We start from the raw sequence: 26,555 nt of genomic DNA on the forward strand, positions 1-26,555 counted from the left end.
GCACGGAGATGAACGGCCCTGCGACGTCGGAGGCGTACGGATGCTGCCGGAAGCCGACCGTCTCCAGCTGCCCGTGGCGCGACGGCTGCGACGCCGCGCACCCGCCCGCGCTCAGAACCCGGATACGTTCCATCGCCGAACCGGCATCGGGAACGCATTCCACCAGCGGCTTCGGCTCGCACCGCCGTTCACCGCAGGCCCGAGGACGTCCTGTGTCAGCGGTCCCACTGGGCGTCGTCCACGACATCGGCCAGGCCGTCGACCTTGGCGTGTTCCGATAGTTGAGGAGTGCTTCGTCGAACGGCGCGTGTCGACGCCGGGGCGGCACAGGTCACATCTGTCCGTGTCACAGGGGAGCGAGCTACCTCGTCTCCGGGATGCAGCCACTGACGACCACGGAGGAGTGCGCCATGGACGCGCGACTGAACTACTTCGCCGGCCCGACCGCCGGGAAGGCCCTGAAGCACTTCATGGCGGCGGGCAGGGCGCTCAAGGACTCGCCGCTGCCGGCCGCGACGCAGGAGCTGGTGGCGCTGCGCGTCAGCCAGATCAACGGCTGCGCCGTCTGCATCGACATGCACACCAAGGAGGCCGCCGCTGCCGGCGAGACGTCGGTGCGGCTGAACCTGGTCGCGGCGTGGCGGGAGGCCACCGTCTTCACCGAGGCCGAACGCGCCGCGCTGGAGCTGGCGGAGCAGGGCACCCGGGTCGCCGACGCGGCCGGTGGTGCCGCCGACGAGGTATGGGCGTACGCCGCCAAGCACTACGACGAGGAGCAGCTGGCCGCCCTGGTGATCCTGGTTTCCTTCATGAACGCGGTGAACCGGCTGAACATCATCACCCGGCAGCCGGCCGGTGACTACGAGGTTGGGCAGTTCCACTGAGGGACGGCGGCAGCGGGACGCCGGTGACCCCGAGGGTGAGGGCTGATCCGCGCTCACTTCCCAGGCAGGCACATCGATACGGGGCCCCGGCAGGCCGCCGTCGCTGGCGGGGCGGGGCGGGGGCATACTTCACCAGTTGGGGTCCAGCGTGAGGGGGATGTCGTCGGGGGTGGCCATCCAGGCGTCGAACTCCTCCGGGGTGAGATGAAGGGGGACACCAGCGTGGTCTGCGGTGAGGGCGGCCAGGGAGGTCAGGGCACGGGCGGGATCGCTGCCGGTGAGGTGGGCGCGGGCGGCCGAGAGGCCGGGCAGAACGGTGGTTCGCGCGTGGGTGCGGGGGCCCAGCGCGGTGGTGGCCGCTGTCAGGAGTCCGGTGGTCAGGGAGGCCGTGAGGAGTTCGTGTTCGAGCGTGTCCGTCCCCGTGCTGCGGGTGCCGCGGGCGATGGCGAGGGCCGCCTGGAGCCCCTGGATGATGACCGTGCCGGCGGCCTGGCCGACGAGCCCGCCGACAAGTGCTCCGACCACGGGGACCGGGATCACGCTCTGGGCGACGGCGCCGCAGGCCCATGTGAGGGAGGCGTTCAGCGCGGCTTCGGCGCTACGCGCGGCGAACTCGCCGCCGTCGATGCGCCCTTGCGCGAGTCGGAGAGCGGCTTCGGCGACGGAGAGGGCGGCGGTCGCGGTGGCGGAAGCGAGGTCGCCCCCGCCGAATGCGGCCGGCAACTGTCCGGCGCGGCCCGCGGTGCGGACCAGGGAGGCCAGGCCGGCCAGGGAGCCGGAGAGGGCCGCACCGCGGGCGGCCGCCGATGCCGCGGTGAGCGCCGCCTGAGCGGGTGAGGTCTCGCCGGCCCGGACCCGGCCCAGCTGCCCGGCGGCCGTGATCGCGGCGGCGACCGCAGCGCCGGCCGCGGTCGCCGCCGCTGCGGCTGCCGCGGCTTCCTGGCCGGCCGATCTGCGTACCTGGCCGCGCACCCACCTCTCCGGGTCGGTGGCATGGCGATGGACGTCGGACAGGTCCACCGGCTGCGAGACGATGTCGCCGTACCGGATGGAGTCGCTGAGGTGGGCGTGCGCGTCGGCGTAGGCGGCGAAGCCGATGCCGTCCGGGTTCATGGACAGGCGTTTGTCCAGGAGCCGCTCCACGGCGGCCACCTTGTCACCGGCCACCAGGCGTGTCATACCCGTGTAGTGCGGGCGGCGGAGCTGATGTGCGGTGCCGGGCACCGAAGTCATCAGTTTGGCCTGCACCTGGCCGACCGTCCGCGCCCGGTCGATCAGGAGGATGTCCGCGGCTGCCGTGTGCGACCCTCCGGCCGTCCACTCCGACACCACGGCCCGCACACCGGCCCCCGCCCGTGCGGCGGCCTGGTTGAACGAGAGCGCGTGCTCCACCTCGAAGAGATGCCCGGCCCGCTGGGCGTTGCCCACGGCCGCGTAGCGGCGGGCGAGGCGCTGCACCGTCTCCCTGGTGTCCAGAGCCTCCATCGTCGCCGCCGCGAACCTGCGGGTCGCCGCATCCGCCGCCAGCCATGCGACCACGAGCGCGGCCGGTGGCGCGGCGGACGCGGCGTTGCCCTCGCCTGCGGACGCATCCGCGTTCACCCCGCGGCCGTCAGAGCAGCCAGCCGTGCCCGGGCGTCGGCGATCACTCGGCCCGAAAGCTCATTGACCCGCCCGTCCTCACCGGCCGGTGGAGCCCCCATCACCGCGACGGTGATCACCGCCAGGTCGAACATGTCCTTCACCAGGGCCCGCGCACCGGGACCGTACGACGCGTAGTCGTCGCAGCGGCCGACCAGTTCGGCGAACACCGGCTGCCGGGCCGCCATGGCGTCCCCCAGATCCTTGAGGACCAGGCGTATCTCCCGGCTGCGCCGGAACACCGCCGAAAGGTCCGTCCGGGCCTTCCTCAGCTCCAGGTCGGCCTCGTCCAGCCGGCGGGCGAACTCCTTCTGGTCCTGCTTCGCCGCACGGCCACGCCACTCCAGCAAGGCCCCCGCCGCCAGCAGCGCGGGCCCGGCGACCAGGGCGGCCATCACCAGCGTGCCCGCCGCGACCCCGCCGCCCCCGGCCGCCAGTGACCCGCCGCCCAGCCAGGCCAGGGTGGCACTCGTGGCCGCCGCACCCGACAGGCCGGAAATCGCCGCACCGGTGGATGCCGTCGCGAAGGCTCCCACCGCTGCGTACGTCACAGCCCCGATGCCCGCGCCGGCCACGGCACCTCCGGCCAGCGAAGCCACCGCCGTGACCGCCACGTGCCGCAGTTCACGCAGCTCGACATCCGACACGGCCGCCCCGGCCGGGTCCACCGGCGCCAACTCCACCAGGTCCACGTGCCTGAGCCGCGCGAAGCTCTCACGGAACGGCGTCAGCGCCCTGTCGTAGACGGTCCGGCGGCGCTCCTCCTGCCACTCGCCCTCCTGCCGGATGTGCCGCTCCAGCTTCCGGCGTCGCCGCTTGAGATCTTCGAACCGCTGCTCGTTCCTGCGCGCGTGCAGAACCGCTGAGACCATCGCCACCGGCACGGCGAGCCATCCCCCCTGCGCGCCCCCCACCGGACGCGCTCAGCACGGCGGGCGAACGTCCTGTCCCGCCTCCGCCGTCATCCCCATACGCCCGCCCGACGAGGCAGCGCGCCATCAAGTTACACAAAACGTGATGGCCGCGCAGGACGATGAAGACGACGAGCGGACCGGGGCGCGGCCGGGGGAGACGTCTTCGCTCAGTGCTCCTTGACGGCACGTAGTGGGATGGTGGCGGGACACGGCCCGCCGTACCAGTGGCCGGGGCCGAGTCCGCGCGGCGAGCCCTGGCCGATGTGCCCCGCGTACCTCCTGGCCATGCGCCGGAGGCCGGCGACGAGCAACCGCCCGCCGGGGCGCAGCATCCGCACGGCCCGCGTCGGCGAGTGCGACGATCGGCCCGTTCACGCCCGCCGTCCAACTCGCCGCGGCCGTCCGTCGCAAGGAGGTGAGTCCGGTCGAGGTGACCGACTTCCCCTGGGGGGCGGGGCGGCGGTTCTGGAGGTCAGGGCAGCAGGACGGCCTTGCCGTGGTTGCGGCGGGCCTCCAGGTCCGTGTGCGCCCGTGCAGCTTCGGCCAGGGGATAAGTGCGCCACATCGGTACGGTGAGCTTGCCGGCGGCGGCCAACTGCACCAGCTCCGGCAGTGACTGGCCGCTCCGGTCGGTGGTACCGGCGCTGAAGCGCACGCCGTGCCGCGCGGCGGACATGTCCGCGATGGTGATGACCTTCCCCGGGTCGCCCGTCAGGGCCACGGAGTCGGCGAGGACGCCGGCACCGGAGGCGTCGAAGACGAAGTCCACCTCGCCCGCAGCGGCCTTCACCCGCTCCGCCCAGCCGTCGCCGTAGCGGACGGTGGTGGCTCCGAGCGCGGTGACGCGCTCGATGTCGTGCCCGCCGACCGTTCCGACGACGGTGATGCCGCGAGCTACCGCCAGCTGGACGGCGAGGAAGCCGACACTGCCGGCGGCACCGTGGACGAGCAGGGTCTGACCCGCCCGCACCCCCAGCTCCCCGAGCACGCGGACCGCGGTCCGGCCGACCGTGACCAGCGAGGCGGCGACCTCCCACGACAGGCTCCCGGGCTTGGCCACCGCCTGGTCGAGCAGGGCGTATTCGCCGTAGCTGCCGCCTACCGTGGCGCCGAGGACCTCGTCGCCCGTGGCCACCTCGGCTCCGTCGCCGACCGAGTCGACGACACCGGCCGCGTCCAGGCCGGGCAGCACCGGAAAGTGGGCGGGGACCGTGCCGGCCATCAGGCCGGACCGGATCTTGATGTCGAGAGGGTTGACCGACGCGGCCCGCACGCGGATCCGGACCTGGCCGGGGCCCGGCTCCGGCGGGCTGACCTCGGACAGCCGCAGCACCTCGGGCGAGCCGTACTCGGAGAAAGTGATCGCTTTGGACATGGGGAACTCCCGGATGAAGGCGGGTGGAGAAGGGGGACGCCGCAGGCGTACCGACTGACCGTGCGGTCACGGCGGCGGCCTCGGCGGTCAGGCGATGAGGGTGGGGTAGTCGGTGTAGCCGCGGTGGTCGCCGCCGTAGAAGGTGGACTGGTCCGGGGTGTTGAAGGGACCGCCGGCGGCAAGGCGGGCCGGGAGGTCGGGGTTGGCCAGGAAAAGCGCACCGTAGGCGACCATGTCCGCCGTGCCGTCCTCGACCAGCTTCAGCGCGTCGGGACCGGTGACGTCCGGATAGGTGAACGGGTTGAGGACGAACGTGCTCGGCCAAGCCGTGCGCAGCCGTGCGGTCAGGTCGCGGTCCGGGCCTTCCATCAGGTGCAGGTAGGCCAGGTCCAGGCCGGCGAGGCGCCGCAGCAGTGCCTCGTAGACCTCGCCCGGGTTGTCCTCGGTCATGTCGTTGTACGGGTTGCCGGGCGAGATCCGCAGACCGACCCGGTTGCCCCCGATCGCCTCGGCCACGGCCGTGACGACCTCCACCGCGAACCGGATCCGGCCCTCGGTGCCGCCGCCCCAGGCGTCGGTGCGGCGGTTGGTGCCGGGGGCGAGGAACTGGTGGATGAGGTAGCCGTTGGCGCCGTGGAGTTCCACGCCGTCGAATCCGGCCTCGACGGCGTTGCGGGCGGCCACGGCGAAGTCGTCGATCGTCTGCCGGATCTCCGCCTCGCTCAGCTCCTTCGGCGCCACGAAGTCCTTCGGCCCCTCGGGGGTGTACACCTGGCCCGTGGCGGTCACCGCCGACGGCGCGACCGGTGACAGGCCCTCGGGCAGCAGGCTGGGGTGGCCGATCCGGCCGGTGTGCATCAACTGGGCGAAGATCGCGCCGCCTTCGCGGTGCACGGCGTCGGTCACCGTCCGCCATGACCGCACCTGTCCGGGCGTGTGCAGGCCGGGGGTGTCGGGGTAGCCCTGGCCGACCGGCGAGGGCTGGATGCCCTCCGTGACGATCAGCCCTGCGCCGGCGCGCTGCGCGTAGTACGTCGCCATCAACTCTGTCGGCTCGGCGCCGGGCCCGAACGCCCGGCTGCGGGTCATCGGAGCCATCGCTATGCGGCTGGTCAGGCGCTTGCCGCCCAGGACGATCGGATCGAAGGCAGTGGTCATGGTCGGTTCCTCCATGTAAGGGGCGCTTCGCGGCACAGGCGTTCTGCGCCCTCTCGGCGGCAGATGCCTGTCCGAACAAGTAAATCACCTGTCCGAACAGGTAAAGCCGATGAGTCATTCCGGTGCGGGGATGTGAAGCAGGTAACACCGCCTTGACCTGGGTAGATCTGCCTGGCCCGCATGGAAGGACGTCCGACGCGCCGGACGGGCAGTAGAGTCAAGCTGACCGAGCAGGAAAGTGAGCGCGTGATGACAGAGTCCACGTCGGAGGCCGGGAACAGCGCCGTGGGCGCGGGGCAGGAGGCCACCGTCCCGGTGCCGGGCACCGCCAGGGGCGGGCCCGTCAGCCATGCGATCTTCCGCCTGGCCCGCCTGCACCGCATGCTCGCGGGACAGCTGCTGCGCCGCATCGGTCTGCACCCCGGCCAGGAGCTGGTGATGATGCACCTGTGGGAACTGGGCCCTCAGCGTCAGGCCGACCTGGTGCGCCTGATGGACTCCGACGCCGCCACCATGACCCGCACCGTCAGGCGCCTGGAACAAGCCGGCTTCGTCCGCCGTCGGCCCTCGCCCACCGACAAGCGCGCCTCGCTCATCGAACCCACGGCCGCCAGCCAGGCCCTGCGCCGCGAGGTGGAGCGGATCTGGAGTCAGCTCGAGGAGATCTCGACGGCGGGCCTGTCGGGCGACGAACGCACCGCGGCCCTGCACACCCTGGAGCACCTGGAGCAGAACCTCGTACGTGCCGCCGCCGAGTCGGTGGGCGAGGAAGCGGAGGGTCAGTCTCGATCCGGCGGGTCGGCAAGGCATGGACCGGGTCCCCGAGTGGGGTGATCTCACAGTTCCGCTACGGCAGTTGGCGGAGGGGGGCGAGCTGGAGGGCTCGCGCGACTCGTCGTACGAGCCCACCGGTCACTCGGTCTCTACGGCACGTTGGCCGTGAGGGCGGTGCGGGACGTCTGTGACGCATCCGGTTTGCCATGCCATCGGCACTTGTGCCGCTGATTACTCAAATATGATCCAAATGAAGTAAAGTTCAGGTCAAGTTCCGCACTGAGCTGGTCGTTCGTGCTGCATGCGGCGCGCACTGGGGTCGACACCGTCGCAGCCCGTTCTGATCGGAGGGGATCATTTTGCTCGTCGATGCCATAGCGACCGCGGTCCTGCTGGCGGAACTCGGCGTCATGATCCGGTACCGGTTCGTCCGGGCCCGCAAGAACCGCCCGGGGGACTGGCCCCGGCCGACCGACTTCCGCAACGGCCACCTCGCCGCGGCGCTGGCCGCGGCCGCCGCCGGCTGGGCTCTGGTCGGAGCCCCCACGGGCTGGGGCGACATCGCGACGATCCTGTTCCTCGGCGTGTTCGTTCCCGGCGTCGCGGCCCTCGCGGCCACCACCCTGTGGCGGCCGTACGCCGGCTGGGCCGTGTGCGTGGCGGGCGGCCTCGCCGCGGGTACGGCTGTCCTGTAGAAGCCGTCCTGTAGCGGGAGGTGCCGCCCGCAGCCGGTGAGGGAGCGCCGCCCCCCCCGGGCGGCTCAGCGGTCGCGTATCCGTACGTGCAGGTGACCGGCGAGGGGGTATGCGGGCGCCGAGGCGGGCAGGAGCGTGGCCAGTTCGTACCGGCTCTTCCGCGCGACGCGGCACGACGCGGCGTTGTCCACTTGGTGCAGCAGTTCCAGGCGCGTCAGCACGGCACCGGGGCAGGCACTGAAGGCCCAGTCCGTCAGCGCATCCAGTGCGCGGGGCGCCACCCCGCGGCCCCGTGCGCGCGCCGCGGTCCAGTAGCCGACCTCCGCGGACGAAGAGCCAGGGGAGACGTTCTTGAGGATCACATGCCCCGCCAACTGCCCCTCGACAGCGGCCCCTTCCCCCTCGGCAGATGGCCTTTGCACCTCGGTGACGGCGAACCCGAATCGGTCTCCCGTCTCCCATCCCCGTTGCTGGTCCTGTATCCACCGTGCCGCGCTCACCTCGTCGTCCAACGCTGAGCTCGTCCAGCGGCGAAGGGTGTCGTCTCGGTACAGCTCGACCAGTTCGGCGGCGTCCGCCGGGCTCCAGGGGCGCAGCAGGAGAGCCGGGGCTGACGGGGTGGCGTCTGCCCCAAGTCGTACGGCGCTCTTGTCCATTGGCCGAGCGTATGTGGCCGCAGTGGCCTTGAGTGTGGGGTGCAGATGGTGCGCCAACGAGCTGTCCGCAGGCGCAGAGGCGCATCACTGGCGCCTGCCTCCGAATTGACGGGACAGTGCGCATGCGCACCGATGGCTGCGGCGCATGTTCCGTCCGCGCCGGGGGAGGAAACGGAAGGAATCGGCCCACCGTGTGGGACCGCGTCAACGCCTTTGGCAGAGGAGTCCGCCTGCATGCTTCGTCGAACCGGTGCTCTCTCGTTGTCCGTGTCCCTGCTGGCGGCAGGTGGCCTGCTGTCGGCCGCGCCCGCTTCCGCCGTGATCGGCGGGTCGGTGAGCACGTACGGCCCATGGGCGGTACGGATGCTGGTCGACGGCAAGCCGGAGTGCACGGGAACGGCCGTCACCCGTGAGTGGATCCTCAGTGCGTCGCACTGCTTCTACGAGACGGCGCAGCCGATCGCCGACCGGCGGATCTCCTTCCGGATCGGCAACCTGGACTACCGCAAGGGCACGACCGTGCGCCCGCTGGCGGGCAAGCGGGTGGGCAGCGCGACATCCGACATGATGCTGGTCAAGGTCTCACCGATGAAGGTTCAGGTGCCGCCGCTCGACGATTCCGGTGTCACCGTCGGCCAGAAGGTGCGCCAGTACGGATGGGGCGCCACCTGTACGGACGACGAGAACAGCTGCCAGTCACCGGTGCTCAAACAGTCGGACCTGCGGGTCGTGCGACAGGACGATCCCCTCTGTGCCGGCTTCACCGCGCCAGGCGGACCGGACTTCTGCATGAAGAAGGTCTCCGGGATCCCTGCCGGTGGTGATTCCGGTGGTCCGGTGATGACCATCGCTCCGCACGGCCGCGAGCGCCTCGTCGGTGTCTTCAACGGGTCCGACCGGGAGAAGTCCGCGGAAGCCGGGGAGGTCTCTCAGCAGCTGAAGTGGATTCGCGATGTGACGTCCGGTCACACGCGCCCCTGACGCCCGGGATGCGGAAGGGCGCCCTGGCGTGCGTGGTTCGGCCGGGGGAAATCCTCACGCACGCGGGGAAGAGGAAGGGCAGGTGGCCTCCCAGGCCGCCTCGATCATGCGGAAGATCTCGTCCACCGCGGCCTCCGGGTCGGCTTCCTCGCGGGCCAGCGAATAGGCGTCGATCACGAACCTCGCGATCGTCCGGCTCGCCGTTGCGGTCTGCGACAGTTCGGGGTCGGCGGCGATGGCCGTTGCCAGCGTTTCCGCGTGGCGCAGCCGCATCGACTCCTCGTACTTCCGCAGGGCGGGTGATGCGTCGATCATCTGCCAGATCGGGGCGGCGGCGTCCGCTGTGCAGTGTCGCACCAGTGCCTGGATCTCACGGCGCAGCGCGGGGATGAGCGGCTCGTGCGGCGCCCGGCCGGTGACCGCCCGCGTGAGGCGCTGCTCGAAGTCTTCGTCCCGCTCGAACACCAGGGCCTCTTTGGAGGCGAAGTGGGAGAAGAGCGTGGTGACGGCCACGTCGGCCTCGGCGGCCACCTCGCGGATCCCCACCGCGTCGTACCCGCGATCCAGGAAGAGCCGCAGAGCGGTGTCGGCGATCTTCTGGCGGGTCGCGGCCTTCTTGCGCTCGCGGCGTCCGGACGGCACGGTCATGCCCGGACACTATCAGGTATGAATCTGTATCCGTTTCAAAACACTAACCGTTAGTGCTACGGTCCACGGCATGAAGAAAGTGAGCTTCGCCGAGTTCGGCGGTCCGGACGTTCTGCGCCTCATAGATGCCGAGGAACCCCACGCGGGCCCCGGCCAGGTACGCGTCGCCGTGCGGGCGGCGGGTGTGAATCCCGTCGACTGGAGGGTCCGTGAAGGCCAGATCCTGAAGGCCCATCCGATCGAGCTGCCCGCGGGAGTCGGGCTCGACGCCGCCGGGGTGGTGGACGAGGTCGGTGAGGGTGTCGAAGGGGTCGCGGCCGGGGACCGCGTGTTCGGCGAAGGCTCCAGCACCTATGCCGAGTTCGCCGTGTTGTCGGCCTGGGCCCGCATGCCCGACGGGCTGACGTTCGAGGAGGCCGCCGGGTACCCCTCCGTGGTGGAGACCGCGCTGCGTGTCATCCGGGAGGTCGGAGTCCAGGCCGGACAGACGCTGCTGGTCAGCGGGGCGTCCGGGGGAGTGGGATCGGCGGTGCTGCAGATCGCCCGCGACCGCGGCATCACGGTGATCGGCACGGCTGGGGCCGCGAACCAGGGCTATCTGCGCAGCCTGGGCGCCCGCGCCACGACGTACGGCGCGGGCTGGGTCGAGCGGGTGCGGCAGCTCGGCCGAGTCGACGCGGCCCTCGATCTGGCCGGCTCGGGCGTGATCCGTGACCTCGTCGAGCTGACCGGGGATCCGCGGAAGGTGGTCTCCATCGCCGACCTCGATGCGCCGAAGCTGGGTGTCCGGTTCTCCGGCGTGGCCGGGAGCGTGCCGGATGCCCTCGCCGAGGCCGCCGACCTCATCTCGCGGGGAAGGCTGCACATCCCGGTCGAGAAGTCGTACACGCTCGCCGAGGCCGCGGCGGCGCACATCGACAGCCAGGCCGGTCACACGCGCGGGCGCCGGGTCATCATCGTCTGAGCCGGTTCACGCGCAGTCGCACGGCGCCTTGGAGGAAGGGACCGGCAGGGGGCGGGCCGGCGGGCTCGCCCTCTCGGCGGCCTTGCGGACCTCCGCACCCCGGAGACCGCGTGGCTCGGCAGGTGGTGCCAGGGCTCGCCCGGCGGATCACGGGCCGAGCCAGGGCCGGACCGGGGCGAGGGCCGGCCAGTGTCCTAATCGTGTTGACCGACCCCAGCAGGCAGTGCTGGAGTCGGCACGTGGACAGCATCCCCGCCAACCGGCGGCTCTGGAACCAGATCAGCAGCGCCTACCAGCACAGGCACGACCCGCAAATCGGCGCCGCACCCCGGCTGTGGGGCATGTACTCCATCCCCGACGCGCACCTGCACGCCCTGGGCGACGTCACCGGCAAGCGCGTCCTCGAACTCGGCTGCGGCGCCGGCCAGTGGTCCAGGGCGCTCGCCGCCGAGGGCGCCACCGTGGTCGGGCTCGACCTGTCCGAAGCCCAACTCGCCGCAGCGGCCGATGCGATGGGAGCGGCCCGCTACCCGCTGGTGCAAGGCGCCGCCGAACAGCTCCCCTTCGCCGCCGACAGCTTCGACCTGGTGTTCTGCGACTTCGGTGGCCTCAGCTGGGCGCCCCCGCACCTGGCTGTCCCGCAGGCCGCACGCGTCTTGCGCCGCGGCGGGCGCCTGGTGTTCAACGTCGCCAGCCCATGGTTCGAAGCCTGCTACGACGAAGCCGCCGGCCGCGTGACCACGACGCTGCAGCAGGACTACTTCGGGCTGAACACCATCGCCGAGGACGACGGCGCGATCAGCTATCAGCTCACCTACGGCGACTGGGTCAAGGTGCTGCGCGGCGCGGGTCTCGTCATCGACGACCTCATCGAGCCGCGGCCCGAACTCGGAACACCCAATGGCTACAACGAAACCGACCCACCCGACTGGGCCCGCCGCTGGCCGGCGGAACTGCTCTGGGTAACCCACAAACCGTGAGTTCCGCCGCACCGAGACACGAAGTCATCCCCTCGCCGGACGCGCTCCGGCTCGCCCGCGACGGCGTGGTGGTCGCCGAGCTACTGGACCCCGACGAGGCCCGCTGGCTCCAGGAGGAGGCCCGCAATGTCCGCCAAGGCTTCATGGATTCGAAGCGGAGGGCGGCGTTCGAGGAGTTCCTCGCCCGGCAGGCATCCCTCGATGGCCAGTGACGCGGCGACTCACGCTCGCGGCTTCAGGGCTGTGCGCCCTGTGGACAGGGGTGCCCCGTCCGGTCATGCCGTGGTGTGAGTGGCGGCAGAGTCCCACATCGCTGGCAGGAGTTGCTCAGGCGTCGCCACCTGGGGCAGGTGTCCCGTGTCGTCCAGCAGGCGGAACGTGACGTCGGGGATCGCTCGTGTGTACGCGCACCCGTAGCCGGCGCGGGCTTCGCCGAGAGGGCAAGCCGCCCTCCTCCATGGAGAGGCCGGCCTGATCGCCCTCCATCCGCCCGCTGCCCCCGGCGTCGCACTGCACCTTGAACCGAGCGGCTCACCTGGGTATTCGTCCCGGTGGGACCGCAACCGTCAGGGCTTTCCATCGAAGCTCTGACCGTCCGCACGTGCCCGGCCGGTAGCCCCGAGTACCGCGGTCAGGAAGCGGCGCACCGTTTCCAGCTCGCCCGCATCGAAGCCTTCCGCGGCCACCACCACCTCACTGATCACCGGCCCGAAGAAGGCCCAGCCGAGTTTCGTGGCCTTCTCCTCCACCTCCAGCAACACGCGCCGCCGGTCAGCCGTGTCCCGGCTGCGCCGGACCAGCCCGAGCCGTTCCAGCCGGTCCACGGCGGCGGTCGTCCCGGCGGAGTTCAAGCGCAGCTGCTCGCCGAGCCAGCCGGGCGTGGCCCGGGTGCCCGACCGTACCGCGTCCAGCAGGTGGATCAGCGCGCGCACATCGGTGGGATGCAGTCCATGACGCGCCGCGAACTCGGCGCCCAGCAGGTCGAACTCCACGGTCACCGCGCGAAGCAGGTGAACCAACGGCATCACGGGGCTTTGCTCGTCCATGCGTGCTTCCTCGAACTCTCGGCCTCGGGGGACCCAGGGGACCCAGGGGATTCCGGGCTATTATCTCGCTGAACAAGATTATCGCTCAGTGAGAGGAGCTGTCGTGTCGCTGTCCGCCTTCGACCTCGCCTATGACGAACTGCGCGCCCGCTGGCCCCAGTCCACCGAAGAGCGCGACGTCGCCACGCCGTACGGCCGGACCCGGGTCCATGTGTACGGTCCGGCGGACGGCCGTCCACTGGTGCTGCTGCCCGGCGGATCCGCCACGGGCCTGGTCTGGTTCGCCAACGCACCGGCATTAGGGGAGCGGTATCGGGTCCACGCGGTTGACCTGCTGGGCGATGCCGGCCGCACCGAGCGCCAGGGAGCACCGCTGAAGAGCGCCGACGACCTGATGGCCTGGCTGGACGCGCTGCTCGACGGGCTCGGGCTCGCCCGCACGCATCTGTGTGGTCATTCGTACGGCGCCTGGCTGGCCGTCAGATACGCCCTGCACGCGCCGCGGCGGATCGACCGCCTCGCCCTCGTCGACCCTACCCAGGTCTTCTCCGGATTCCGCCCCGGCTACCTGCTCCGGGCGCTGCCCATGCTGATCCGTCCGAGCGAGGCCCGCGCCCGCGCCTTCCTGGCCTGGGAGACGGCGGGCACCTGCCCGGACGAGGGGTGGCAGCATCTCTACCGGCTGGCCGCCACCGTGCCAGGCCGCACGTTCGTCGCCGGCGGCCGTCCCAGGACTGCCGGCCTGCGCATACCGGTCCTGGTCCTTCTCGCGGAGCAGAGCCGCGCTCACGACGCCGCGAAGGTCGCCGACCGAGCCCGCCGGACGCTCGCGCGGGGAGAGGTGGCGCTGATCCCCGGAGCCACCCACCACTCCCTGCCGCTCACCACGCCGAAGCAGCTGAACGACCAGGTGATGGACTTCCTGGGCTGACAGGCTGACAGTCCGCACTCCGCGAGGGGAGGGGGAGGGGCGGGACCATCGGGCGGTGGCAGGCCCCCTCAGCGGTGGCTCAGCACATTGATCACCCGGCCGTTGGGATCGCGGACGAAGAACCGCCGCACACCCCATTCCTCGTCCTGCAAGGGATGGACGATCTCCGCACCGCTGTCCCGCACGGCCGCGTAGGCCGCATCCACGTCGTCCACCTCGACACTCATGTCAGGGGTGACCGGGGCGGTCTTGTCGCTGGTCATGAGGCTGACCTGCGCCGCCGGGGAGGCGAGGGTCATGATCCAACCGTGGTTCATGACCTCCTCGAAGCCCAGCAGGCCGTAGAACTCCCGGCTCTCCCGCACAGCCTCTGACTGAATGTTGGGCACGACACGGCGAACGGTCATCGACGACTCCAGGTGAGAGCGGGCATGCCTACGAGACCGTCCACAAGTACTACGACACGCTCCTCGCCGCACGGACTTTCGCATCAGGCTCGGGCAGGGGCTCGCGCCCCCGCCGCGTCCGGCGTCGTCCGTGCGCCAGGCTGCCCGGGGCACGCCGGCCTTTCGGTCGTACGGACCCCGGGGGAGCAGCCAGGTTCGCGAAGTCGGTGGCGGGCGCCGCCGGAGCCGTGTGGGGGTGCCTCAGTCGCCGGCCGCCTGGACGATCTCCCGCGGATCCAGACCGGTGAGCTGCGCGATCCGTGGTGCCGGAATGCCGGCGGTGAGGGCACGCTGGACCAGCGACTGATAGCCCTGGGCGGTGTCCCGGAAATTGAGCAGCTCCGACTCCATGTCCGTCACGGATTTGGGCGCGCAGGCCTGCTCGACTCGCAGGGTCTCCTCTTCGCTCAGGGGAACCGGCAGCCGCTCGGCCTCCTCGGGGATGAGCACCTCGGCCCCCGCCGGGACGATCCTGACGTGCTCGGACGAAGCGGGAGTCCCGTGAGCGTGCAGCCAGCCCCGCACCGCGGGGCTCTCCGCACACTCCAACTCGCCGACCGCGGACAGAGCCGCACCCAGACGTGGATGACGCTCAGGAAGAACGAACAGCAAGGCGTCGTCGGCCATCGCCATAACACCCCTCTCGCAAATGCCGGACGGGGATCCCCTCCCCGTCTCTCATAAGCCGCTCTGCCCACATAGGCCGTGCCCAGTCCCTCAGGACGATGTTGCGCCACCTTCGTGTGAGACACGACGGCGGGCATGCGTGTCGCCCCCCGCGGGCACTAGGGAAACTGTCGGGTGGGGCCGCCCATCCTCCGGGCTCGGGGAGGCGCGTGGTCATGCGTATGTGGCAGGAGAGCACCGAGGTGGGCCCGCGACCGGGGCGGATGTCGCCCCTGGGTGCCACCTTCGACGGAGCGGGGACGAACTTCGCGGTCTTCTCCGAAGTGGCGGAGCGCGTGGAACTGTGTCTCTTCGACGAGGACGGCACCGAGGAGCGCGTCGCGCTGAGGGAGGTGGACGGTTTCGTCCATCACATCCACCTGCCGGACGTCGGTCCGGGCCGGCGCTACGGGTTCCGGGTGCACGGTCCGTACCGCCCCGAGCGGGGCGAGCGCTGCAATCCGAACAAGCTGCTGCTCGATCCCTATGCCAAGGCGATCGAGGGCGAGATCCAGTGGAACGAGTCGCTCTTCCCGTACCACTTCGACGCTCCGGGCCGACGCAATGACCTGGACTCCGCCCCGTACGTGCCGAAGTCGGTGGTGGTGAACCCCTTCTTCGACTGGGGCAGCGACCATCCGCTGCGGACGCCGTATCACGAGACGGTGCTCTACGAGGCCCATGTGAAGGGCATGACGAACACCCATCCGGCGGTACCGGAGGCGATGCGCGGCACGTACGCCGCCCTGGCACACCCCGCCATGGTCGACTACTTCGTGAAACTGGGCGTCACCGCCGTGGAGCTGATGCCGGTTCACCAGTTCGTGCACGACCACGCGCTCACGGAGAAGGGTCTCTCGAACTACTGGGGCTACAACACCATCGGTTTCTTCGCCCCGCACAACGCCTACTGCTCGTCCGGGCAGCGCGGCGAGCAGGTGCAGGAGTTCCGCTCGATGGTCAAGACCCTGCACGAGGCGGGCATCGAGGTCATCCTCGACGTCGTCTACAACCACACCGCCGAAGGCAACCACCTCGGGCCGGTCCTGTCGCTGCGCGGCCTGGACAACGCGGCCTACTACCGGCTGTCCGAGCAGGAGCCGCGTTTCTACTGGGACACCACCGGTACGGGCAACAGCCTGCGGATGAACCACCCGCAGCCCCTCCAGCTGATCATGGATTCGCTGCGGTACTGGGTGACCGAGATGCACGTCGACGGCTTCCGCTTCGACCTGGCAGCCACCCTGGCCCGCCAGTTCCATGAGGTGGACCGGCTCTCGTCGTTCTTCGACCTCGTCCAGCAGGACCCGGTCATCTCGCAGGTGAAGCTCATCGCCGAGCCGTGGGACGTCGGCGAGGGCGGCTACCAGGTCGGCAACTTCCCCCCGCTGTGGACCGAATGGAACGGCAAGTACCGCGACACCGTGCGCGACTTCTGGCGGGGCGAGGGGGGCACCCTGGGCGAGTTCGCCTCCCGCCTGACCGGCTCGTCCGACCTGTACCAGAACGACGGCCGCCGGCCCTACGCGTCGGTCAACTTCGTCACCGCCCACGACGGCTTCACCCTCCGCGACCTGGTCTCGTACAACGACAAGCACAACGAGGCCAACGGTGAGGACGGCCGCGACGGCGAGAGCCACAACCGCTCCTGGAACTGCGGGGCCGAGGGCCCCAGCCGTGACCGCGGCATCCTCGCACTGCGCGCCCGCCAGCAACGCAATCTCCTCGCCACCCTGCTGCTCTCCCAGGGCGTGCCCATGCTGCTGCACGGTGACGAGCTCGGCCGCACCCAGGACGGCAACAACAACGCGTACTGCCAGGACAACGAGCTGACCTGGATCGACTGGCAGCAGGCCACCGAGGGAAGCGAACTGCTCGACTTCGCCCGTGAGCTGATCGCCCTGCGCCGCGATCACCCGGTCTTCCGGCGGCGGCGGTTCTTCAAGGGGCGCACGTCGGTCGGCGACAGCGCGGGGGTGCGGGACGTCACCTGGTTCACCCCCGCCGGACACGAGATGTCCGACGCCGACTGGGAAGCCGGCTTCGCCAGGTCCCTCATGGTCCACCTCAACGGCAAGGCCATCACGGAACCGGACCTACGGGGCCTGCCCGTGGAGGACGACTCCTTCCTCCTCCTCTTCAACGCCCACAGCGAGAGCCTCGCCTTCACCGTTCCGGAGGAGCCCGACCCCTGGTGGGCGGTGGAGGTGGACACGGCCATCCCCTACACCGAGTACCGGCCGCTGATCAAGGGCGGCAGTGAGATCGAAGTCGAAGCACACTCGATGCTCGTGCTCCGCGCCCACCAGGAGGAGTGAGGCCCCCGCCGCGTTGCTAGGCCGCCTCGGGCGGCAGACACCTCGGCCGGGCGTACCGGTCAGCCGCGTCGGCGGAAGTCCAGCATGCAGAAGACCTTGTCGTAGCGGCGTTCGCCGACGGCGACGAAGTCGGGCAGACGGCCGTATTCGGTGAAGCCCAGTGACCGGTAGAGGTGCAGGGCAGCGGTGTTGTCGCCACGGGCGTCCAGGGTGAGGACCTCGACGCCCGCCACCCGCGCGTCCGCGATCAGGGCGGCGGTCAGCGCCCGGCCGACACCGCGGCCGTGAGCGGCGGCATCCACCGCGAGCTTCTCCAGATCGGCGTGCGGGCGATGGGTCGGCCGGGTGTAGCGGAGCCAGTACCCCAGGCCGACCAGCCGGCGGTCGAGGTAGGCGGCGCGCAGGGCCGCATCCCCCGCCCGGACCGCGCAGACCACCTGGTCGAGGAGGTGCGCCACCTCGTCCGCCGACGGCGGCTCGACCCAGCCCAGCGCGGCACCTCCGCTCACCAGGTCCGACAGGATCCGGTGGGCCGACTGCGCGAACGGGGCCGCCAACTCCGGATCGGACATCAGCTCGATGGCGTCGAGGATGGCTGGCTCAGGCGCCGCACCGCTGGTCATGGCCTCGTTCATGACCGGCAGCCTAGTGCCGCGACCGGGAACGATCACCGCGGCGGTGCTGACCGGCCTCCGCACCCGGGGCGGCGCACGAGGGCATCACGGGGGCTGAAACCGGCCCGCGCAAAGCCGTATCTATGATCGTTCATACCGGATCGCAGCGATGGGGAGGCGGCAGAGGGTGTTTTCGGTGGAGCTCCGGCCAACCGGGCGGGCCTGTCTGTGCGTGCTGCGCGGTGAGCTGGACTTCAGCAGCGCCGTACAGCTCCGGGAGGCGGCGGACCAGGTCCTGGCGACGCTTCCCCGGCCCGAGCCGCTCGTGATCGACTGCACCGCGCTCTCCTTCTGCGACTCCTCCGGCATCAGCGCCCTGATCCACGTCTACCAGCGGCTCTCCGCACAGGGCGGCACCCTGCGTCTTGCGGCGGTGCCCGGATCGGTGGCCCGGGTCTTCCGGCTGACGGGCCTTGACCAGGTCATCAGCGTGTACGCCACGGCATCAGACGCCCTCGCCGACCGCGAGGGCGTACAAGCGTCCGTGTCCGGGGGCACGTCGTCCCCGGGCCCGGAGAGTGAGAGGTAGACGGCCGATGACCCGCGTTCCGGAGCAGCAGCCTCGCGAGGCGGCCGACCCTGATTCGGAGGGGGCGCACGACACGGGGGCGGAGCATGACCTCCGCACCCTGTTCGGGCAGTCCACCGCCGTGTTCGCGTCCCTGGCCGGCCCGGCCCACATGGTGGAGGCCGCCAACGCCGCCTTCATCGCCGCCGTCGGCGGCGGCGACCGCGTGCGGACCGGCAAGCCGATCGGACAGCTGCTGCCCGAGCTGGCCGGGCAGGGATTCCTGGAACTGCTGGACCGTGTCTACCGCACCGGCCGGCCGTACACGGGGCAGGACGCCCGCGTACTCCTCGGCACCGGCCCGGACGCCCGGGAGGCCTTCTTCGACTTCATCTACGAGCCCCGGTTCGACGCGGGCGGCAACGTCACCGGCGTACGCGTCATCGGCGTGGAGACCACGCAGGTCAAGCAGGCCCAGCGGCTGACCGCCGAGCACCGCGCCCTGCTGGAGGAGATCGCCCGCCAGGCCCCGCTGGACCAGGTGCTGGAGGGCATGGCCCGCACCATCGAGGACCTGGCCGCGGAAGAGGTCCTGGTCTCGGTCCTGCTCGCCGACACCGACGGCCGGCACCTGCGGCACGGTGCCGCCCCCAGCCTGCCCGACTTCTACAACAAGGCGATCGACGGCATCGCCACCGGCGACGGCGTCGGCTCCTGCGGCACCGCCGCCCACCGGCGCGAGATGGTCGTCGTCAGCGACATCGCCACCGACCCCTACTGGGACGACTTCCGCGACCTGGCCGAGGCCGCAGGCCTCGCGGCATGCTGGTCGGCCCCGATCCTCGGCCGGGACGGTTCCCTGCTCGGCACCTTCGCGATGTATCACCGCGTGCCGAAGGCGCCACAGGAGTCCGACCTCGTCCTGTCCCGCATGTTCGCCGGGACCGCGGCGCTGGCCATCGAGCGGCACCGAGCGGAGGAGGCACGCCTGGCCGCCGAGGCGAAGGAGCGCGCCGCACGGGAGGACCTCGCTTTCCTGCTCAGGGCGAGCACCGAACTGACCGCCGGCCTGGACTACGTGCAGACACTGCAACGACTCGCCGAGTCGTGCGCGCCCGCGCTGGCTCCGCTGTGCACGGTCGACGTCGTGGACGCCGGGCGGGTTCGCCGCGTCGCCACCGCGGCCCCCACCGACGCCGAGGAGCAGCTGCTTGCCTCGCACATCCCGGTCTACGACGCCGAGGACGACACCGTCGCCCGTGTCCTCGCCGCCGGACTGAGCGAGGTCGCCCGGCGCACCCCGTCCGGCCCGGGGCCCTGGCACGAGCTGGGCGTGACCGGCTACTTGTGCGTTCCGCTGCTCGACCGTGGCCGTACCTTCGGGACCGTGACGCTGCTGTCCACCGGCGAGCACGCCTTCGACGGGCACACCGTCGCCCTGGCCGAGGAACTCGCCCGCCGCGCCGCCTCAGCGGCACTCAACGCCCGCCAGTACACCGAGCGCGTCGCCCTGGCCCGCGACCTGCAGGCCGGTCTCCTCCTGCCCAAGGTGCCGACGCTGCCGGGGGCGGAGGTCGCCGTCCACTACCACCCCGCGGGCGAGGGGCTCGAGGTCGGCGGTGACTTCTACGACGTCTTTCCGCTCGCCGACGGCACCTGGGCGTTCATGCTCGGCGACGTGTGCGGACGCGGCGCGATCGCCGCCACCACCACGGCCCTCGTCCGGCACACCGCCCGCGCCGTCGCCCCCCTGCTGCCCGGACCCGACGCGGTCGTCCACGCGATCAACAGGGCCTTGCTCAACCGGCCCGACAGCCACGGCACGGGATTCGTCACGCTCGTCTACGGCCACCTCACACCGGCCGACGGCGGGGGCCTCGACATCGCTCTCGTACGCGCCGGACACACGCTGCCCCTGCTGATCAACGGCGGGGGAACGGTACGTACCGTCGACGTGGACGGCTCCCTCATCGGTATCGCCCCCGACCCGCACCTCCCCACGCATCACCTGCGCCTCAAGCCGTGCGAGAGCCTGCTGCTCTACACCGACGGCATCACCGAGGCCAGGGACGCCACCCGTGACCAGTTCGGCGAAGAACGCCTCGCCGACGCCCTGGGCAGCCGCCTGCGCGGGGCGCACACCGCGCAGGACGTCATCGACAGCCTCACCGGCGCGGTCCACGCCTTCACCGGCGGCAAGGACATCGACGACGACCAGGCCGCTCTCGTCCTCACGGCCGTTTCCGCCCACGGCGCTGACGGCACGAGGCCGGCTGACACGAGGACCTCGGCCGCCGGGGCCGCGTGACCCGCTCCGGCGCTCCGCCTCACCGGCGCGGTACGGCACGGCACGTGTTGTCTCCCTCACCGCCGCGCCGGCCTCACGCCGGGTGGCCAAGTGGCCGCATCCAGCCCTCTCCACGATTCACGTTCCGTGACATCGTGTTCACGTGGACAGTGAAACGCGAGGCCCAGCCCACACGGAAGAGCGCGTTGCCCACTCACGCGGACCCCGTGGCACCGCACCGGAGCCGCATGCGCTCACGGTCGGCGTGGAGGAGGAGTACCTCCTGGTCGACCCGTTGAGCCGCCAGGTGAGCCCGCTCGCCCACAAAGTCGTCGCAGAGGCCGCCGCCCTGGGGCTCGGCGACCGGGCCGGCCCCGAACTGACCGCCTGTCAAGTCGAGGCACGGACCGACCCCCACACCTCGATGGGAGACCTTGGCGAGCAGATCCGCTCGATGCGCACCCAGGTCGCCGAGGCCGCCGGCCGGCACGGCCTGGCCGCCATCTCGTCCGGCAGCCCGGTGCTCTGCCGTCCGGACCCGCCCGTGATCTCGCAGGGGGCACGCTACGCCCGCAGCCTCGCCGCCTTCCGGGCCCTGGACGACGAGCAGATCGCCTGCGCCTGTCACATCCACATCGGAGTGCCCGACCCGGACACGGCACTCCAGGTCAGCAACCACCTGCGCGTCTGGCTTCCCGCGCTCGTCGCGATCGCGGCCAACTCGCCCTACTGGAACGGCCGCGACACCGGCTATGCCAGCTGGCGCACCATGACGCAGGCACGTTGGCCCGTGGCCGGTCCGCCGCCCTACTTCGCCTCGGCTGCACACTTCGACGAACTCGTCACCCGCGCCATCGAGACAGGCGCCGTCCTGGACCGAGGCGGCGTGTACTGGGACATCAGACCCTCCAGTCATGTACCGACCCTGGAATTCCGCGTGGCCGACGCCACCGCCACCGCGGCCGACACCGTCCTCCTCGCGGCGATCACCAGAGCCATGGTCGCCACCGCTCTCACACGGATCACCGCTGGTGAACCGGCACCACGCCCCCAGCGCGAGATCCTGCGGGCGGCCCACTGGCGTGCCGCCCGCGACGGCCTCGCCGGAGCCGGCGTCGACCTGCCCGCCAGCCGGCTGATCCCTGCGGCAGCCCGGATCGAGAGCCTGCTCGCGTGGATCCATTCCGCGCTTGAACGGCTCGGCGACGGTCCCCTGGTCCGGGACGGCTGGTCACGGCTGCGTACCCATGGCACCGGCTCCGACCGGCAACGCGCGGCCTACCGGAGCCGGGGCAGCCTCACTGACGTGGTCGATCACCTCGTCACCACCATGTGCCAGTGACTGCGGCGGAGGCGCGGAGCGGTTGCTGTCGGCGCCGGCGGCCACTGCCGGGGGCCACGACAGCGCCCGCGTCTCCGTCCGTGACGGCTCACGAGCGCGGGCGGGCTCCCGCGCCCAGCCGGGCGGTGACGTCCTTGGGGGTGAGGACGGAGTGCTCCGCGGAACACTGGACGACGACGCGGACCGGAGCGTCACAGTCGGTGTGGCGAACGTCCAGCAAAGGGCCCTCGGGGCCGAGGGCGTACGCCTCGCCCCACTGGCTCAGCGCCATGAGGACGGGCCACAGGTCCCAGCCCTTGCGCGTCAGGCGGTACTCGTTGCGGGCGCGGCTGCCGGGCTCCTGGTAGGGCACGGTTCTCAGGATGCCGGCCGAGGTCAGCTTCCGGAGGCGGTCGCTGAGGACGGCCTCCGACAGACCGATATGGCGGTGGAAGTCGTCGAAGCGGCGGACTCCGTTGACGGCGTCGCGCAGGATCAGCAACGTCCATTTCTCTCCGACCACGTCGAGCGTGCGCTGGACGGGGCAGTTCTCCGTGCTCGCCTCAAGCCACTGCATCCCACCACCCTAAGGGGCTGGCTTCGTCATTGACAGTCAGGTGAGGGGGCGGCTAGCTTCGCTCATGAAAGTCAGACGGGGAGGCGCTGGGCCGTGGGACGAACGCGTACGTATCAATGGGATGACCCCGCACTCCTGGCGGAAGCCGCCGGACGCTCGTCGGGCATCGATTTCCTGCGTGACCTGCAGGCCGGGCGCCTGCCCGGACCGCCCATCTGCCACACCCTCGACTTCACCTTGGACGAGGTGGAGCCGGGCAGAGCGGTCTTCTCTCTGACCCCGGGCGAGGAGCACTACAACCTGATCGGCAGCGTGCACGGCGGCGTCTTCGCCACCCTGCTCGACTCGGCGGCGGGATGTGCCGTCCACTCGACGCTGCCGCGGGGGATGGCGTACACATCCCTCGACCTGACGGTGAAGTTCCTGCGGCCGATCACCGTGGACACGGGCCCGGTGCGCGCCATCGGCACAGTGATCAGCAAGGGGCGCCGGACAGCCCTCTCGCAGGCGCAACTGGTCGACGGGACGGATCGTCTGCTCGCCCACGCCACCAGTAGCTGCATGCTCTTCGAGGTGCCGCCCTCCGAAGGGTGACCGTCGCAGTCTCCGAGTACACGGGTGAGCGTGAAGATATGATCGCGTGATGCTTGATCTCCACGCTCGAACCGCCGTGTTCGACATCGACGGCACGCTCTGTTTCGACGGACGCACCATCGATGACCGGATCCTCGCGGCGATCGACGCGTGCGAACGCGACGGCTGTCAGCTGGTGTTCGCGTCTGCGCGGCCGGTTCGAGACCTTCTGCCCGTGCTCGACGGCGCCTTCCCCACCGCCACGCTGATCGGTGGGAACGGCAGTCTCGTCTCTGTCGACGGCACGGTGCGGGCCAGGGCCGCGTTCGGCCCGGTCGAACTCGGAGCGCTGATGGAGGCGGTCGAGCGGTACGAGGCGACCTACCTCGCCGACGGCCCCTGGGACTACGCCTACACGGGACCCGCGAGCCACCCGATCTTGGGGAGGGTGGATCAGGGCGGACTCGCCCGCAGGGTCGATCTCGCACAGCTCGACCAGGTCGTGAAGCTCCTTGTCGTCGGTGCGTCGGACCTGGCCGGGGTCGCCGACGCCGGCCGAGGACTCGGGCTGATGGTCAACCACCATCTCGAAGAGGCGGTCGTCGACTTCGCACCGGCGGCGACGACGAAGTGGGAAGCCCTGGTCTCGCTGGGCATCAGCGAGTACGTGGCCTTCGGCAACGACATCAACGACGTCGAGCTGCTGCGCGGCGCCGAGCGAGCGGTGCGCGTCGGCGCCCACCCGAGCCTGGTCGACGTCGCCCACGTCACCGTCCCCGCGGACCCGGAGTCGGTGGCGGCAGAGATCTCCCTCCTGACTCGGGCGGGCCGGGCTGCGGCCTGACGGCGACGTGTCCTCTGACGGGGCGCCACCCGGATCAGCGACACCGAGCCGGCCATGGCCGACGCCTACGAGATCGGCGACTGCGCCCGCGTCTTGATGACCCTGTGGTCGGGAGGCCGAGCGTGGGCCTACCTGGAGTGCGCGGGCGGGGTCGGTCCGTCGTCGTCCTCTTCCTGGTAGGAGTAGCGCTGCTGCTGCCAGGGGTCGCCGAGGTTGTGGTAGCCGCGTTCCTCCCAGAAGCCGCGCCGGTCCGCGGTCATGTACTCGATGCCGCGCAGCCATTTCGGGCTCTTGTAACCGAATAGGTGGGGGACCACCAGACGCAGCGGGAAGCCGTGCTCGGCGGTGAGGGGTTCGCCGTTGTGATGGGTGACCATGAGGGTCCGCGGCGAGGTGAAGTCGCTGAGGCGCAGGTTGGCGGAGTATCCGTACTCCGCCCAGGCCATGATGTGCGTGACTCCGGGCGCCGGCGGGACCAGTTCCAGGACCGTGGTGGCGGGGATGCCGTACCACTCGTGCCCGGTGGAGGTGGGGCCGCTCGCGCAGTGCAGATCGGCGACGACCGTGACGTGCGGCAGCTCGGCCAGATGGTCGAAGGTCCACTCGTGCGTCTCGCCCGAGGCGGTGGCGCCGAAGACACGCAGGTTCCAGCGCTCGGGGCGGAACCGGGGAACCGGCCCATAGTGCGAGACGGGCCAGCCGTGCACCAGGCGCTGCCCGGGAGGGGCCAGCCCGGCAGTCCCGGGCCCGGAGGAATGCTGATCTGTCACGATCCGCACCCTGCTCTCTTCCGCTCATCATTTCGGCCTGCTTGCCCCCGCAGGGTAAGCGCTCACTGCCCGTGATGTCGTGGCCGGGGCGCCCGGGCGCGTGCGGGGCCGGCGGTGGTGGAGCCGCCTTTGTGCAGCAGGTTGTAGCCGGTGGTGGGACTGGCATCACACCCGCGCAGCACGGAGCCTCTCCAGGGCCGAAGACGAAGAGGGTGGAAGGCCGGTGCGGTAGACGGGCGGTGACCGACCGGCCCGGGGACGACGGCCGTACCGCGTCGCCCCACTCGGAATGCCGCTCCGGGCGGAGCAGTTGGCGCGGATATTCGGTAGTGGTCGGCAGGGCGGTCAGGAAGAGGGATCCTGCCCCTGTTCCTGACCGCCCTGGGGTGGGTGGGCTTCGTCAACGTGCGCTTACGCGGTTGACGGTGAGGAACTGCAGCCGGTCATGCCTCAGTTGCAGAAGTTGAGGAGGTCGAGGATGCCGTTGCCGCACTGGTTCTCGTCCTCGCCGCCGTGGCCGCCATGGCCGTAAGCCGGAGCGGCCTTGGTGGCGACGTGCGCAGCGGGCGTCGCGGCTACGGCGGATGTGGTGGTCGCCACGCCTGCCGCACATGCGACGCCCACGGCGGCACACACCGCGAGTACTCGCGGAATCCGGGAAACCGTCTTCTTGGGGTGAGGTGTAGTGATCATGAACTCACCATGCACACCCACGTGGCGAGTGTCTCGCCGAGCGCATCCGAGCGGGTGAGTTGCCCCGGAAAGCACGCTCCAACGTCTCGGCGACTACCTCGTGGGCAGCGGCGGGAGGTGTCTCGAAGCTCACGTGGGAGTGCACCCTGCGACACAAGGCGGTGTGGCCGTGGCACGGACCGGCTCGGGCGACACATGATGTCTCGACGTACCGGACGAAGTGGTAGCGTCCCGCCGGAGGCGCGGACGTGCCTGCCCCGGACGAGATGTGCGCCGTACCCGGCCCGCCAAGACGACGCACATGCGGAGGCATCGTGGACAGCGGCACACATCGCATCGACTTCGCCGGCGCCCCTCCCGCGCCGCGTCCGCTGGACGTGCGGTGGATTCACGGCTCACCGTCGGCCAAGCACAACACGGACCCGGACATCCAGGTCCACGCCTACGACGACCACACGTTCATCCTGCGGCAGAACATGGCGGTCCACTACGAGGCGCCGTTCCTGTTCCTGCTGTGCGGCAACGAGCGGGCGGTGCTGATCGACACCGGCGCCACCCGGTCTCCCGAATTCTTCCCCCTGCGCCAGGTGGTCGACGGGCTCCTCGCCGAGTGGCTCGACCGGCATCCCCGGGACGGCGACTACCACCTTCTCGTGCTGCACACCCACGGGCACGGCGACCACGTCGCGGGCGACGGCCAGTTCGCGGACCGCCCCGGCACGACCGTGGTGGACGCCGAGCGCGCCACGGTATGGCGGTACCTCGGGTTCGACGCGGATCCGGACGGTGTCGCCCACGTCGACCTGGGCGGCCGTGTCCTGGAGTGCCTGGCCACCCCGGGCCACCACGAGGCGGCCGTCACCTACTACGACCCGGCCACCGGCCTCCTGCTCACGGGGGACACCGTCTACCCCGGTCGGCTCTACATCCAGGACGTTCCGGCCTTCACCCGCAGCATCGAACGACTGATCGAGTTCGCCGACCGCCGGCCCGTCACCCATGTGCTCGGCTGCCACATCGAGATGACAACCGAGCCGGGTGTCGACTACCCGGTCCGTACCACCTACCAGCCCGACGAGCCCCCGCTCCAGCTGACTCCGGCGCACCTCCGCCGGATCCGGGAGGCGCTCGCCCGACTCGGCGACGACGGCTCCTGGAGCGCCCACCACGACTTCGTCCTCTGCCCGGTCTCGCAGGAGGAGTAAGGGATACCCGTCCGGGAAGCCCTTGT

At 70.9% G+C, this 26,555-nt stretch carries 28 protein-coding genes and 1 riboswitch; of the genes, 15 read left to right on the plus strand and 13 right to left on the minus strand.

Going from position 1 to position 26,555, the window contains the following annotated elements:
* Positions 1 to 410 precede the first annotated feature (410 nt).
* Positions 411 to 884 carry a carboxymuconolactone decarboxylase family protein gene (locus ACF073_RS23240; protein ID WP_392072879.1) on the plus strand — a complete coding sequence of 158 codons (474 nt, stop codon included), beginning with the start codon at positions 411 to 413 and terminating at the stop codon, positions 882 to 884.
* A 129-nt stretch (positions 885 to 1,013) separates the two neighbouring features.
* On the opposite strand, the gene ACF073_RS23245 is transcribed toward ACF073_RS23240, so the two are convergent.
* The 4 genes from ACF073_RS23245 to ACF073_RS23260 all read right to left on the minus strand — a co-directional run bounded on the left by ACF073_RS23245 (position 1,014) and on the right by ACF073_RS23260 (position 5,972).
* Positions 1,014 to 2,486: a hypothetical protein gene (locus tag ACF073_RS23245; protein WP_392072881.1), complete on the minus strand. Its 1,473-nt coding sequence runs from the start codon at positions 2,484 to 2,486 to the stop codon at positions 1,014 to 1,016.
* A complete protein-coding gene (locus tag ACF073_RS23250; RefSeq protein ID WP_392072882.1) occupies positions 2,483 to 3,397 on the minus strand; it encodes a hypothetical protein in 915 nt (304 codons plus the stop codon). The genes ACF073_RS23245 and ACF073_RS23250 overlap by 4 nt, the downstream gene beginning before the upstream one ends.
* A gap of 514 nt (positions 3,398 to 3,911) precedes the next feature.
* A complete protein-coding gene (locus tag ACF073_RS23255; RefSeq protein WP_392072884.1) occupies positions 3,912 to 4,814 on the minus strand; it encodes an NADP-dependent oxidoreductase in 903 nt (300 codons plus the stop codon).
* A gap of 87 nt (positions 4,815 to 4,901) precedes the next feature.
* The gene (locus ACF073_RS23260) at positions 4,902 to 5,972 is read right to left on the minus strand and encodes an alkene reductase (protein ID WP_392072886.1); all 1,071 of its coding nucleotides are present in this window, start codon (positions 5,970 to 5,972) and stop codon (positions 4,902 to 4,904) included.
* A gap of 249 nt (positions 5,973 to 6,221) precedes the next feature.
* On the opposite strand from ACF073_RS23260, the gene ACF073_RS23265 reads away from it, so the two are divergent.
* Both ACF073_RS23265 and ACF073_RS23270 read left to right on the plus strand, forming a co-directional pair.
* Positions 6,222 to 6,806 (plus strand): MarR family winged helix-turn-helix transcriptional regulator, encoded by a 585-nt coding sequence (locus tag ACF073_RS23265; protein ID WP_392072888.1) that lies wholly within the window; start codon positions 6,222 to 6,224, stop codon positions 6,804 to 6,806.
* A 299-nt stretch (positions 6,807 to 7,105) separates the two neighbouring features.
* Positions 7,106 to 7,441 carry a hypothetical protein gene (locus ACF073_RS23270; RefSeq protein WP_392072890.1) on the plus strand — a complete coding sequence of 112 codons (336 nt, stop codon included), beginning with the start codon at positions 7,106 to 7,108 and terminating at the stop codon, positions 7,439 to 7,441.
* Between the two features lie 65 nt (positions 7,442 to 7,506).
* Here the strand turns inward: ACF073_RS23270 and ACF073_RS23275 are convergent, their stop codons facing one another.
* The gene (locus ACF073_RS23275; RefSeq protein WP_392072892.1) at positions 7,507 to 8,097 is read right to left on the minus strand and encodes a GNAT family N-acetyltransferase; all 591 of its coding nucleotides are present in this window, start codon (positions 8,095 to 8,097) and stop codon (positions 7,507 to 7,509) included.
* A gap of 234 nt (positions 8,098 to 8,331) precedes the next feature.
* Between ACF073_RS23275 and ACF073_RS23280 the strand changes: the two genes are divergently transcribed.
* Entirely contained in the window at positions 8,332 to 9,078 is a 747-nt protein-coding gene (locus ACF073_RS23280; protein ID WP_392072894.1) for a S1 family peptidase, read from the plus strand.
* A gap of 54 nt (positions 9,079 to 9,132) precedes the next feature.
* Here ACF073_RS23280 and ACF073_RS23285 read toward each other — a convergent pair whose 3' ends face one another.
* A complete protein-coding gene (locus ACF073_RS23285) occupies positions 9,133 to 9,726 on the minus strand; it encodes a TetR/AcrR family transcriptional regulator (protein WP_392072896.1) in 594 nt (197 codons plus the stop codon).
* A 70-nt stretch (positions 9,727 to 9,796) separates the two neighbouring features.
* On the opposite strand from ACF073_RS23285, the gene ACF073_RS23290 reads away from it, so the two are divergent.
* The 3 genes from ACF073_RS23290 to ACF073_RS23300 all read left to right on the plus strand — a co-directional run bounded on the left by ACF073_RS23290 (position 9,797) and on the right by ACF073_RS23300 (position 11,882).
* A complete protein-coding gene (locus ACF073_RS23290) occupies positions 9,797 to 10,690 on the plus strand; it encodes an NADP-dependent oxidoreductase (protein WP_392072898.1) in 894 nt (297 codons plus the stop codon).
* Between the two features lie 239 nt (positions 10,691 to 10,929).
* A complete protein-coding gene (locus ACF073_RS23295) occupies positions 10,930 to 11,670 on the plus strand; it encodes a class I SAM-dependent methyltransferase (protein ID WP_392072900.1) in 741 nt (246 codons plus the stop codon).
* Positions 11,667 to 11,882, plus strand: a complete 216-nt coding sequence (locus tag ACF073_RS23300; protein ID WP_392073173.1) for a hypothetical protein — start codon at positions 11,667 to 11,669, stop codon at positions 11,880 to 11,882. Before ACF073_RS23295 ends, ACF073_RS23300 begins: the two co-directional genes overlap by 4 nt.
* Before the next feature lie 354 nt (positions 11,883 to 12,236).
* On the opposite strand, the gene ACF073_RS23305 is transcribed toward ACF073_RS23300, so the two are convergent.
* A complete protein-coding gene (locus ACF073_RS23305) occupies positions 12,237 to 12,716 on the minus strand; it encodes a MarR family winged helix-turn-helix transcriptional regulator (RefSeq protein ID WP_392072902.1) in 480 nt (159 codons plus the stop codon).
* A 103-nt stretch (positions 12,717 to 12,819) separates the two neighbouring features.
* Between ACF073_RS23305 and ACF073_RS23310 the strand changes: the two genes are divergently transcribed.
* Positions 12,820 to 13,647 (plus strand): alpha/beta fold hydrolase, encoded by an 828-nt coding sequence (locus tag ACF073_RS23310; protein WP_392072905.1) that lies wholly within the window; start codon positions 12,820 to 12,822, stop codon positions 13,645 to 13,647.
* 68 nt (positions 13,648 to 13,715) lie between these two features.
* Here ACF073_RS23310 and ACF073_RS23315 read toward each other — a convergent pair whose 3' ends face one another.
* Together ACF073_RS23315 and ACF073_RS23320 are read right to left on the minus strand one after the other, a co-directional pair.
* Positions 13,716 to 14,054, minus strand: coding sequence for a VOC family protein (locus ACF073_RS23315; protein ID WP_392072907.1), 339 nt, complete (start codon positions 14,052 to 14,054; stop codon positions 13,716 to 13,718).
* 240 nt (positions 14,055 to 14,294) lie between these two features.
* Positions 14,295 to 14,720 carry a DUF6003 family protein gene (locus ACF073_RS23320; protein ID WP_392072909.1) on the minus strand — a complete coding sequence of 142 codons (426 nt, stop codon included), beginning with the start codon at positions 14,718 to 14,720 and terminating at the stop codon, positions 14,295 to 14,297.
* A 215-nt stretch (positions 14,721 to 14,935) separates the two neighbouring features.
* Between ACF073_RS23320 and glgX the strand changes: the two genes are divergently transcribed.
* On the plus strand, positions 14,936 to 17,077 hold the full coding sequence (gene glgX / locus ACF073_RS23325) for a glycogen debranching protein GlgX (RefSeq protein ID WP_392072911.1): 2,142 nt from the start codon (positions 14,936 to 14,938) through the stop codon (positions 17,075 to 17,077).
* A gap of 59 nt (positions 17,078 to 17,136) precedes the next feature.
* On the opposite strand, the gene ACF073_RS23330 is transcribed toward glgX, so the two are convergent.
* Complete coding sequence (locus ACF073_RS23330) at positions 17,137 to 17,712, minus strand: GNAT family N-acetyltransferase (RefSeq protein ID WP_392072913.1); 576 nt, start codon at positions 17,710 to 17,712, stop codon at positions 17,137 to 17,139.
* A gap of 175 nt (positions 17,713 to 17,887) precedes the next feature.
* Here ACF073_RS23330 and ACF073_RS23335 point away from each other — a divergent pair, with 175 nt between their 5' ends.
* The 3 genes from ACF073_RS23335 to ACF073_RS23345 all read left to right on the plus strand — a co-directional run bounded on the left by ACF073_RS23335 (position 17,888) and on the right by ACF073_RS23345 (position 21,888).
* On the plus strand, positions 17,888 to 18,280 hold the full coding sequence (locus tag ACF073_RS23335; RefSeq protein ID WP_392072915.1) for an STAS domain-containing protein: 393 nt from the start codon (positions 17,888 to 17,890) through the stop codon (positions 18,278 to 18,280).
* A gap of 7 nt (positions 18,281 to 18,287) precedes the next feature.
* Positions 18,288 to 20,567, plus strand: coding sequence for a SpoIIE family protein phosphatase (locus ACF073_RS23340; RefSeq protein ID WP_392072917.1), 2,280 nt, complete (start codon positions 18,288 to 18,290; stop codon positions 20,565 to 20,567).
* A 244-nt stretch (positions 20,568 to 20,811) separates the two neighbouring features.
* Entirely contained in the window at positions 20,812 to 21,888 is a 1,077-nt protein-coding gene (locus ACF073_RS23345; RefSeq protein ID WP_392072919.1) for a glutamate--cysteine ligase, read from the plus strand.
* An 88-nt stretch (positions 21,889 to 21,976) separates the two neighbouring features.
* Here ACF073_RS23345 and ACF073_RS23350 read toward each other — a convergent pair whose 3' ends face one another.
* Entirely contained in the window at positions 21,977 to 22,444 is a 468-nt protein-coding gene (locus ACF073_RS23350; protein WP_392072921.1) for a winged helix-turn-helix transcriptional regulator, read from the minus strand.
* A gap of 93 nt (positions 22,445 to 22,537) precedes the next feature.
* On the opposite strand from ACF073_RS23350, the gene ACF073_RS23355 reads away from it, so the two are divergent.
* Positions 22,538 to 23,038, plus strand: coding sequence for a PaaI family thioesterase (locus ACF073_RS23355; protein ID WP_392072923.1), 501 nt, complete (start codon positions 22,538 to 22,540; stop codon positions 23,036 to 23,038).
* A gap of 49 nt (positions 23,039 to 23,087) precedes the next feature.
* Positions 23,088 to 23,861, plus strand: coding sequence for an HAD hydrolase family protein (locus ACF073_RS23360; protein WP_392072925.1), 774 nt, complete (start codon positions 23,088 to 23,090; stop codon positions 23,859 to 23,861).
* Positions 23,862 to 23,989: 128 nt separating this feature from the next.
* On the opposite strand, the gene ACF073_RS23365 is transcribed toward ACF073_RS23360, so the two are convergent.
* Together ACF073_RS23365 and ACF073_RS23370 are read right to left on the minus strand one after the other, a co-directional pair.
* Positions 23,990 to 24,631 carry a molybdopterin-dependent oxidoreductase gene (locus ACF073_RS23365; protein ID WP_392072927.1) on the minus strand — a complete coding sequence of 214 codons (642 nt, stop codon included), beginning with the start codon at positions 24,629 to 24,631 and terminating at the stop codon, positions 23,990 to 23,992.
* 450 nt (positions 24,632 to 25,081) lie between these two features.
* Positions 25,082 to 25,231: a hypothetical protein gene (locus ACF073_RS23370; RefSeq protein WP_392072929.1), complete on the minus strand. Its 150-nt coding sequence runs from the start codon at positions 25,229 to 25,231 to the stop codon at positions 25,082 to 25,084.
* Positions 25,232 to 25,558: 327 nt separating this feature from the next.
* Positions 25,559 to 25,626, plus strand: a riboswitch (guanidine-III (ykkC-III) riboswitch).
* A 12-nt stretch (positions 25,627 to 25,638) separates the two neighbouring features.
* Here ACF073_RS23370 and ACF073_RS23375 point away from each other — a divergent pair.
* The gene (locus tag ACF073_RS23375) at positions 25,639 to 26,529 is read left to right on the plus strand and encodes an MBL fold metallo-hydrolase (protein ID WP_392072931.1); all 891 of its coding nucleotides are present in this window, start codon (positions 25,639 to 25,641) and stop codon (positions 26,527 to 26,529) included.
* The last annotated feature ends 26 nt before the right edge of the window (positions 26,530 to 26,555 follow it).

The organism is Streptomyces sp. NPDC015171, assembly GCF_043079545.1.
In the GTDB taxonomy this organism is placed as follows: Bacteria; Actinomycetota; Actinomycetes; order Streptomycetales; family Streptomycetaceae; genus Streptomyces.

Excerpts from the sequence above, each read along its gene's own strand:
- ACF073_RS23350 (WP_392072921.1), bottom strand. The coding sequence starts at position 22,444 with ATGCAGTGGCTTGAGGCGAGCACGGAGAACTGCCCCGTCCAGCGCACG.
- ACF073_RS23265 (WP_392072888.1), top strand. The coding sequence starts at position 6,222 with ATGACAGAGTCCACGTCGGAGGCCGGGAACAGCGCCGTGGGCGCGGGG.
- glgX (WP_392072911.1), top strand. The coding sequence starts at position 14,936 with ATGCGTATGTGGCAGGAGAGCACCGAGGTGGGCCCGCGACCGGGGCGG.
- ACF073_RS23305 (WP_392072902.1), bottom strand. The coding sequence starts at position 12,716 with ATGGACGAGCAAAGCCCCGTGATGCCGTTGGTTCACCTGCTTCGCGCG.
- ACF073_RS23360 (WP_392072925.1), top strand. The coding sequence starts at position 23,088 with ATGCTTGATCTCCACGCTCGAACCGCCGTGTTCGACATCGACGGCACG.
- ACF073_RS23260 (WP_392072886.1), bottom strand. The coding sequence starts at position 5,972 with ATGACCACTGCCTTCGATCCGATCGTCCTGGGCGGCAAGCGCCTGACC.
- ACF073_RS23285 (WP_392072896.1), bottom strand. The coding sequence starts at position 9,726 with ATGACCGTGCCGTCCGGACGCCGCGAGCGCAAGAAGGCCGCGACCCGC.
- ACF073_RS23315 (WP_392072907.1), bottom strand. The coding sequence starts at position 14,054 with ATGACCGTTCGCCGTGTCGTGCCCAACATTCAGTCAGAGGCTGTGCGG.
- ACF073_RS23275 (WP_392072892.1), bottom strand. The coding sequence starts at position 8,097 with ATGGACAAGAGCGCCGTACGACTTGGGGCAGACGCCACCCCGTCAGCC.
- ACF073_RS23320 (WP_392072909.1), bottom strand. The coding sequence starts at position 14,720 with ATGGCCGACGACGCCTTGCTGTTCGTTCTTCCTGAGCGTCATCCACGT.
- ACF073_RS23240 (WP_392072879.1), top strand. The coding sequence starts at position 411 with ATGGACGCGCGACTGAACTACTTCGCCGGCCCGACCGCCGGGAAGGCC.
- ACF073_RS23290 (WP_392072898.1), top strand. The coding sequence starts at position 9,797 with ATGAAGAAAGTGAGCTTCGCCGAGTTCGGCGGTCCGGACGTTCTGCGC.
- ACF073_RS23255 (WP_392072884.1), bottom strand. The coding sequence starts at position 4,814 with ATGTCCAAAGCGATCACTTTCTCCGAGTACGGCTCGCCCGAGGTGCTG.
- ACF073_RS23340 (WP_392072917.1), top strand. The coding sequence starts at position 18,288 with ATGACCCGCGTTCCGGAGCAGCAGCCTCGCGAGGCGGCCGACCCTGAT.
- ACF073_RS23280 (WP_392072894.1), top strand. The coding sequence starts at position 8,332 with ATGCTTCGTCGAACCGGTGCTCTCTCGTTGTCCGTGTCCCTGCTGGCG.
- ACF073_RS23250 (WP_392072882.1), bottom strand. The coding sequence starts at position 3,397 with ATGGTCTCAGCGGTTCTGCACGCGCGCAGGAACGAGCAGCGGTTCGAA.
- ACF073_RS23330 (WP_392072913.1), bottom strand. The coding sequence starts at position 17,712 with ATGAACGAGGCCATGACCAGCGGTGCGGCGCCTGAGCCAGCCATCCTC.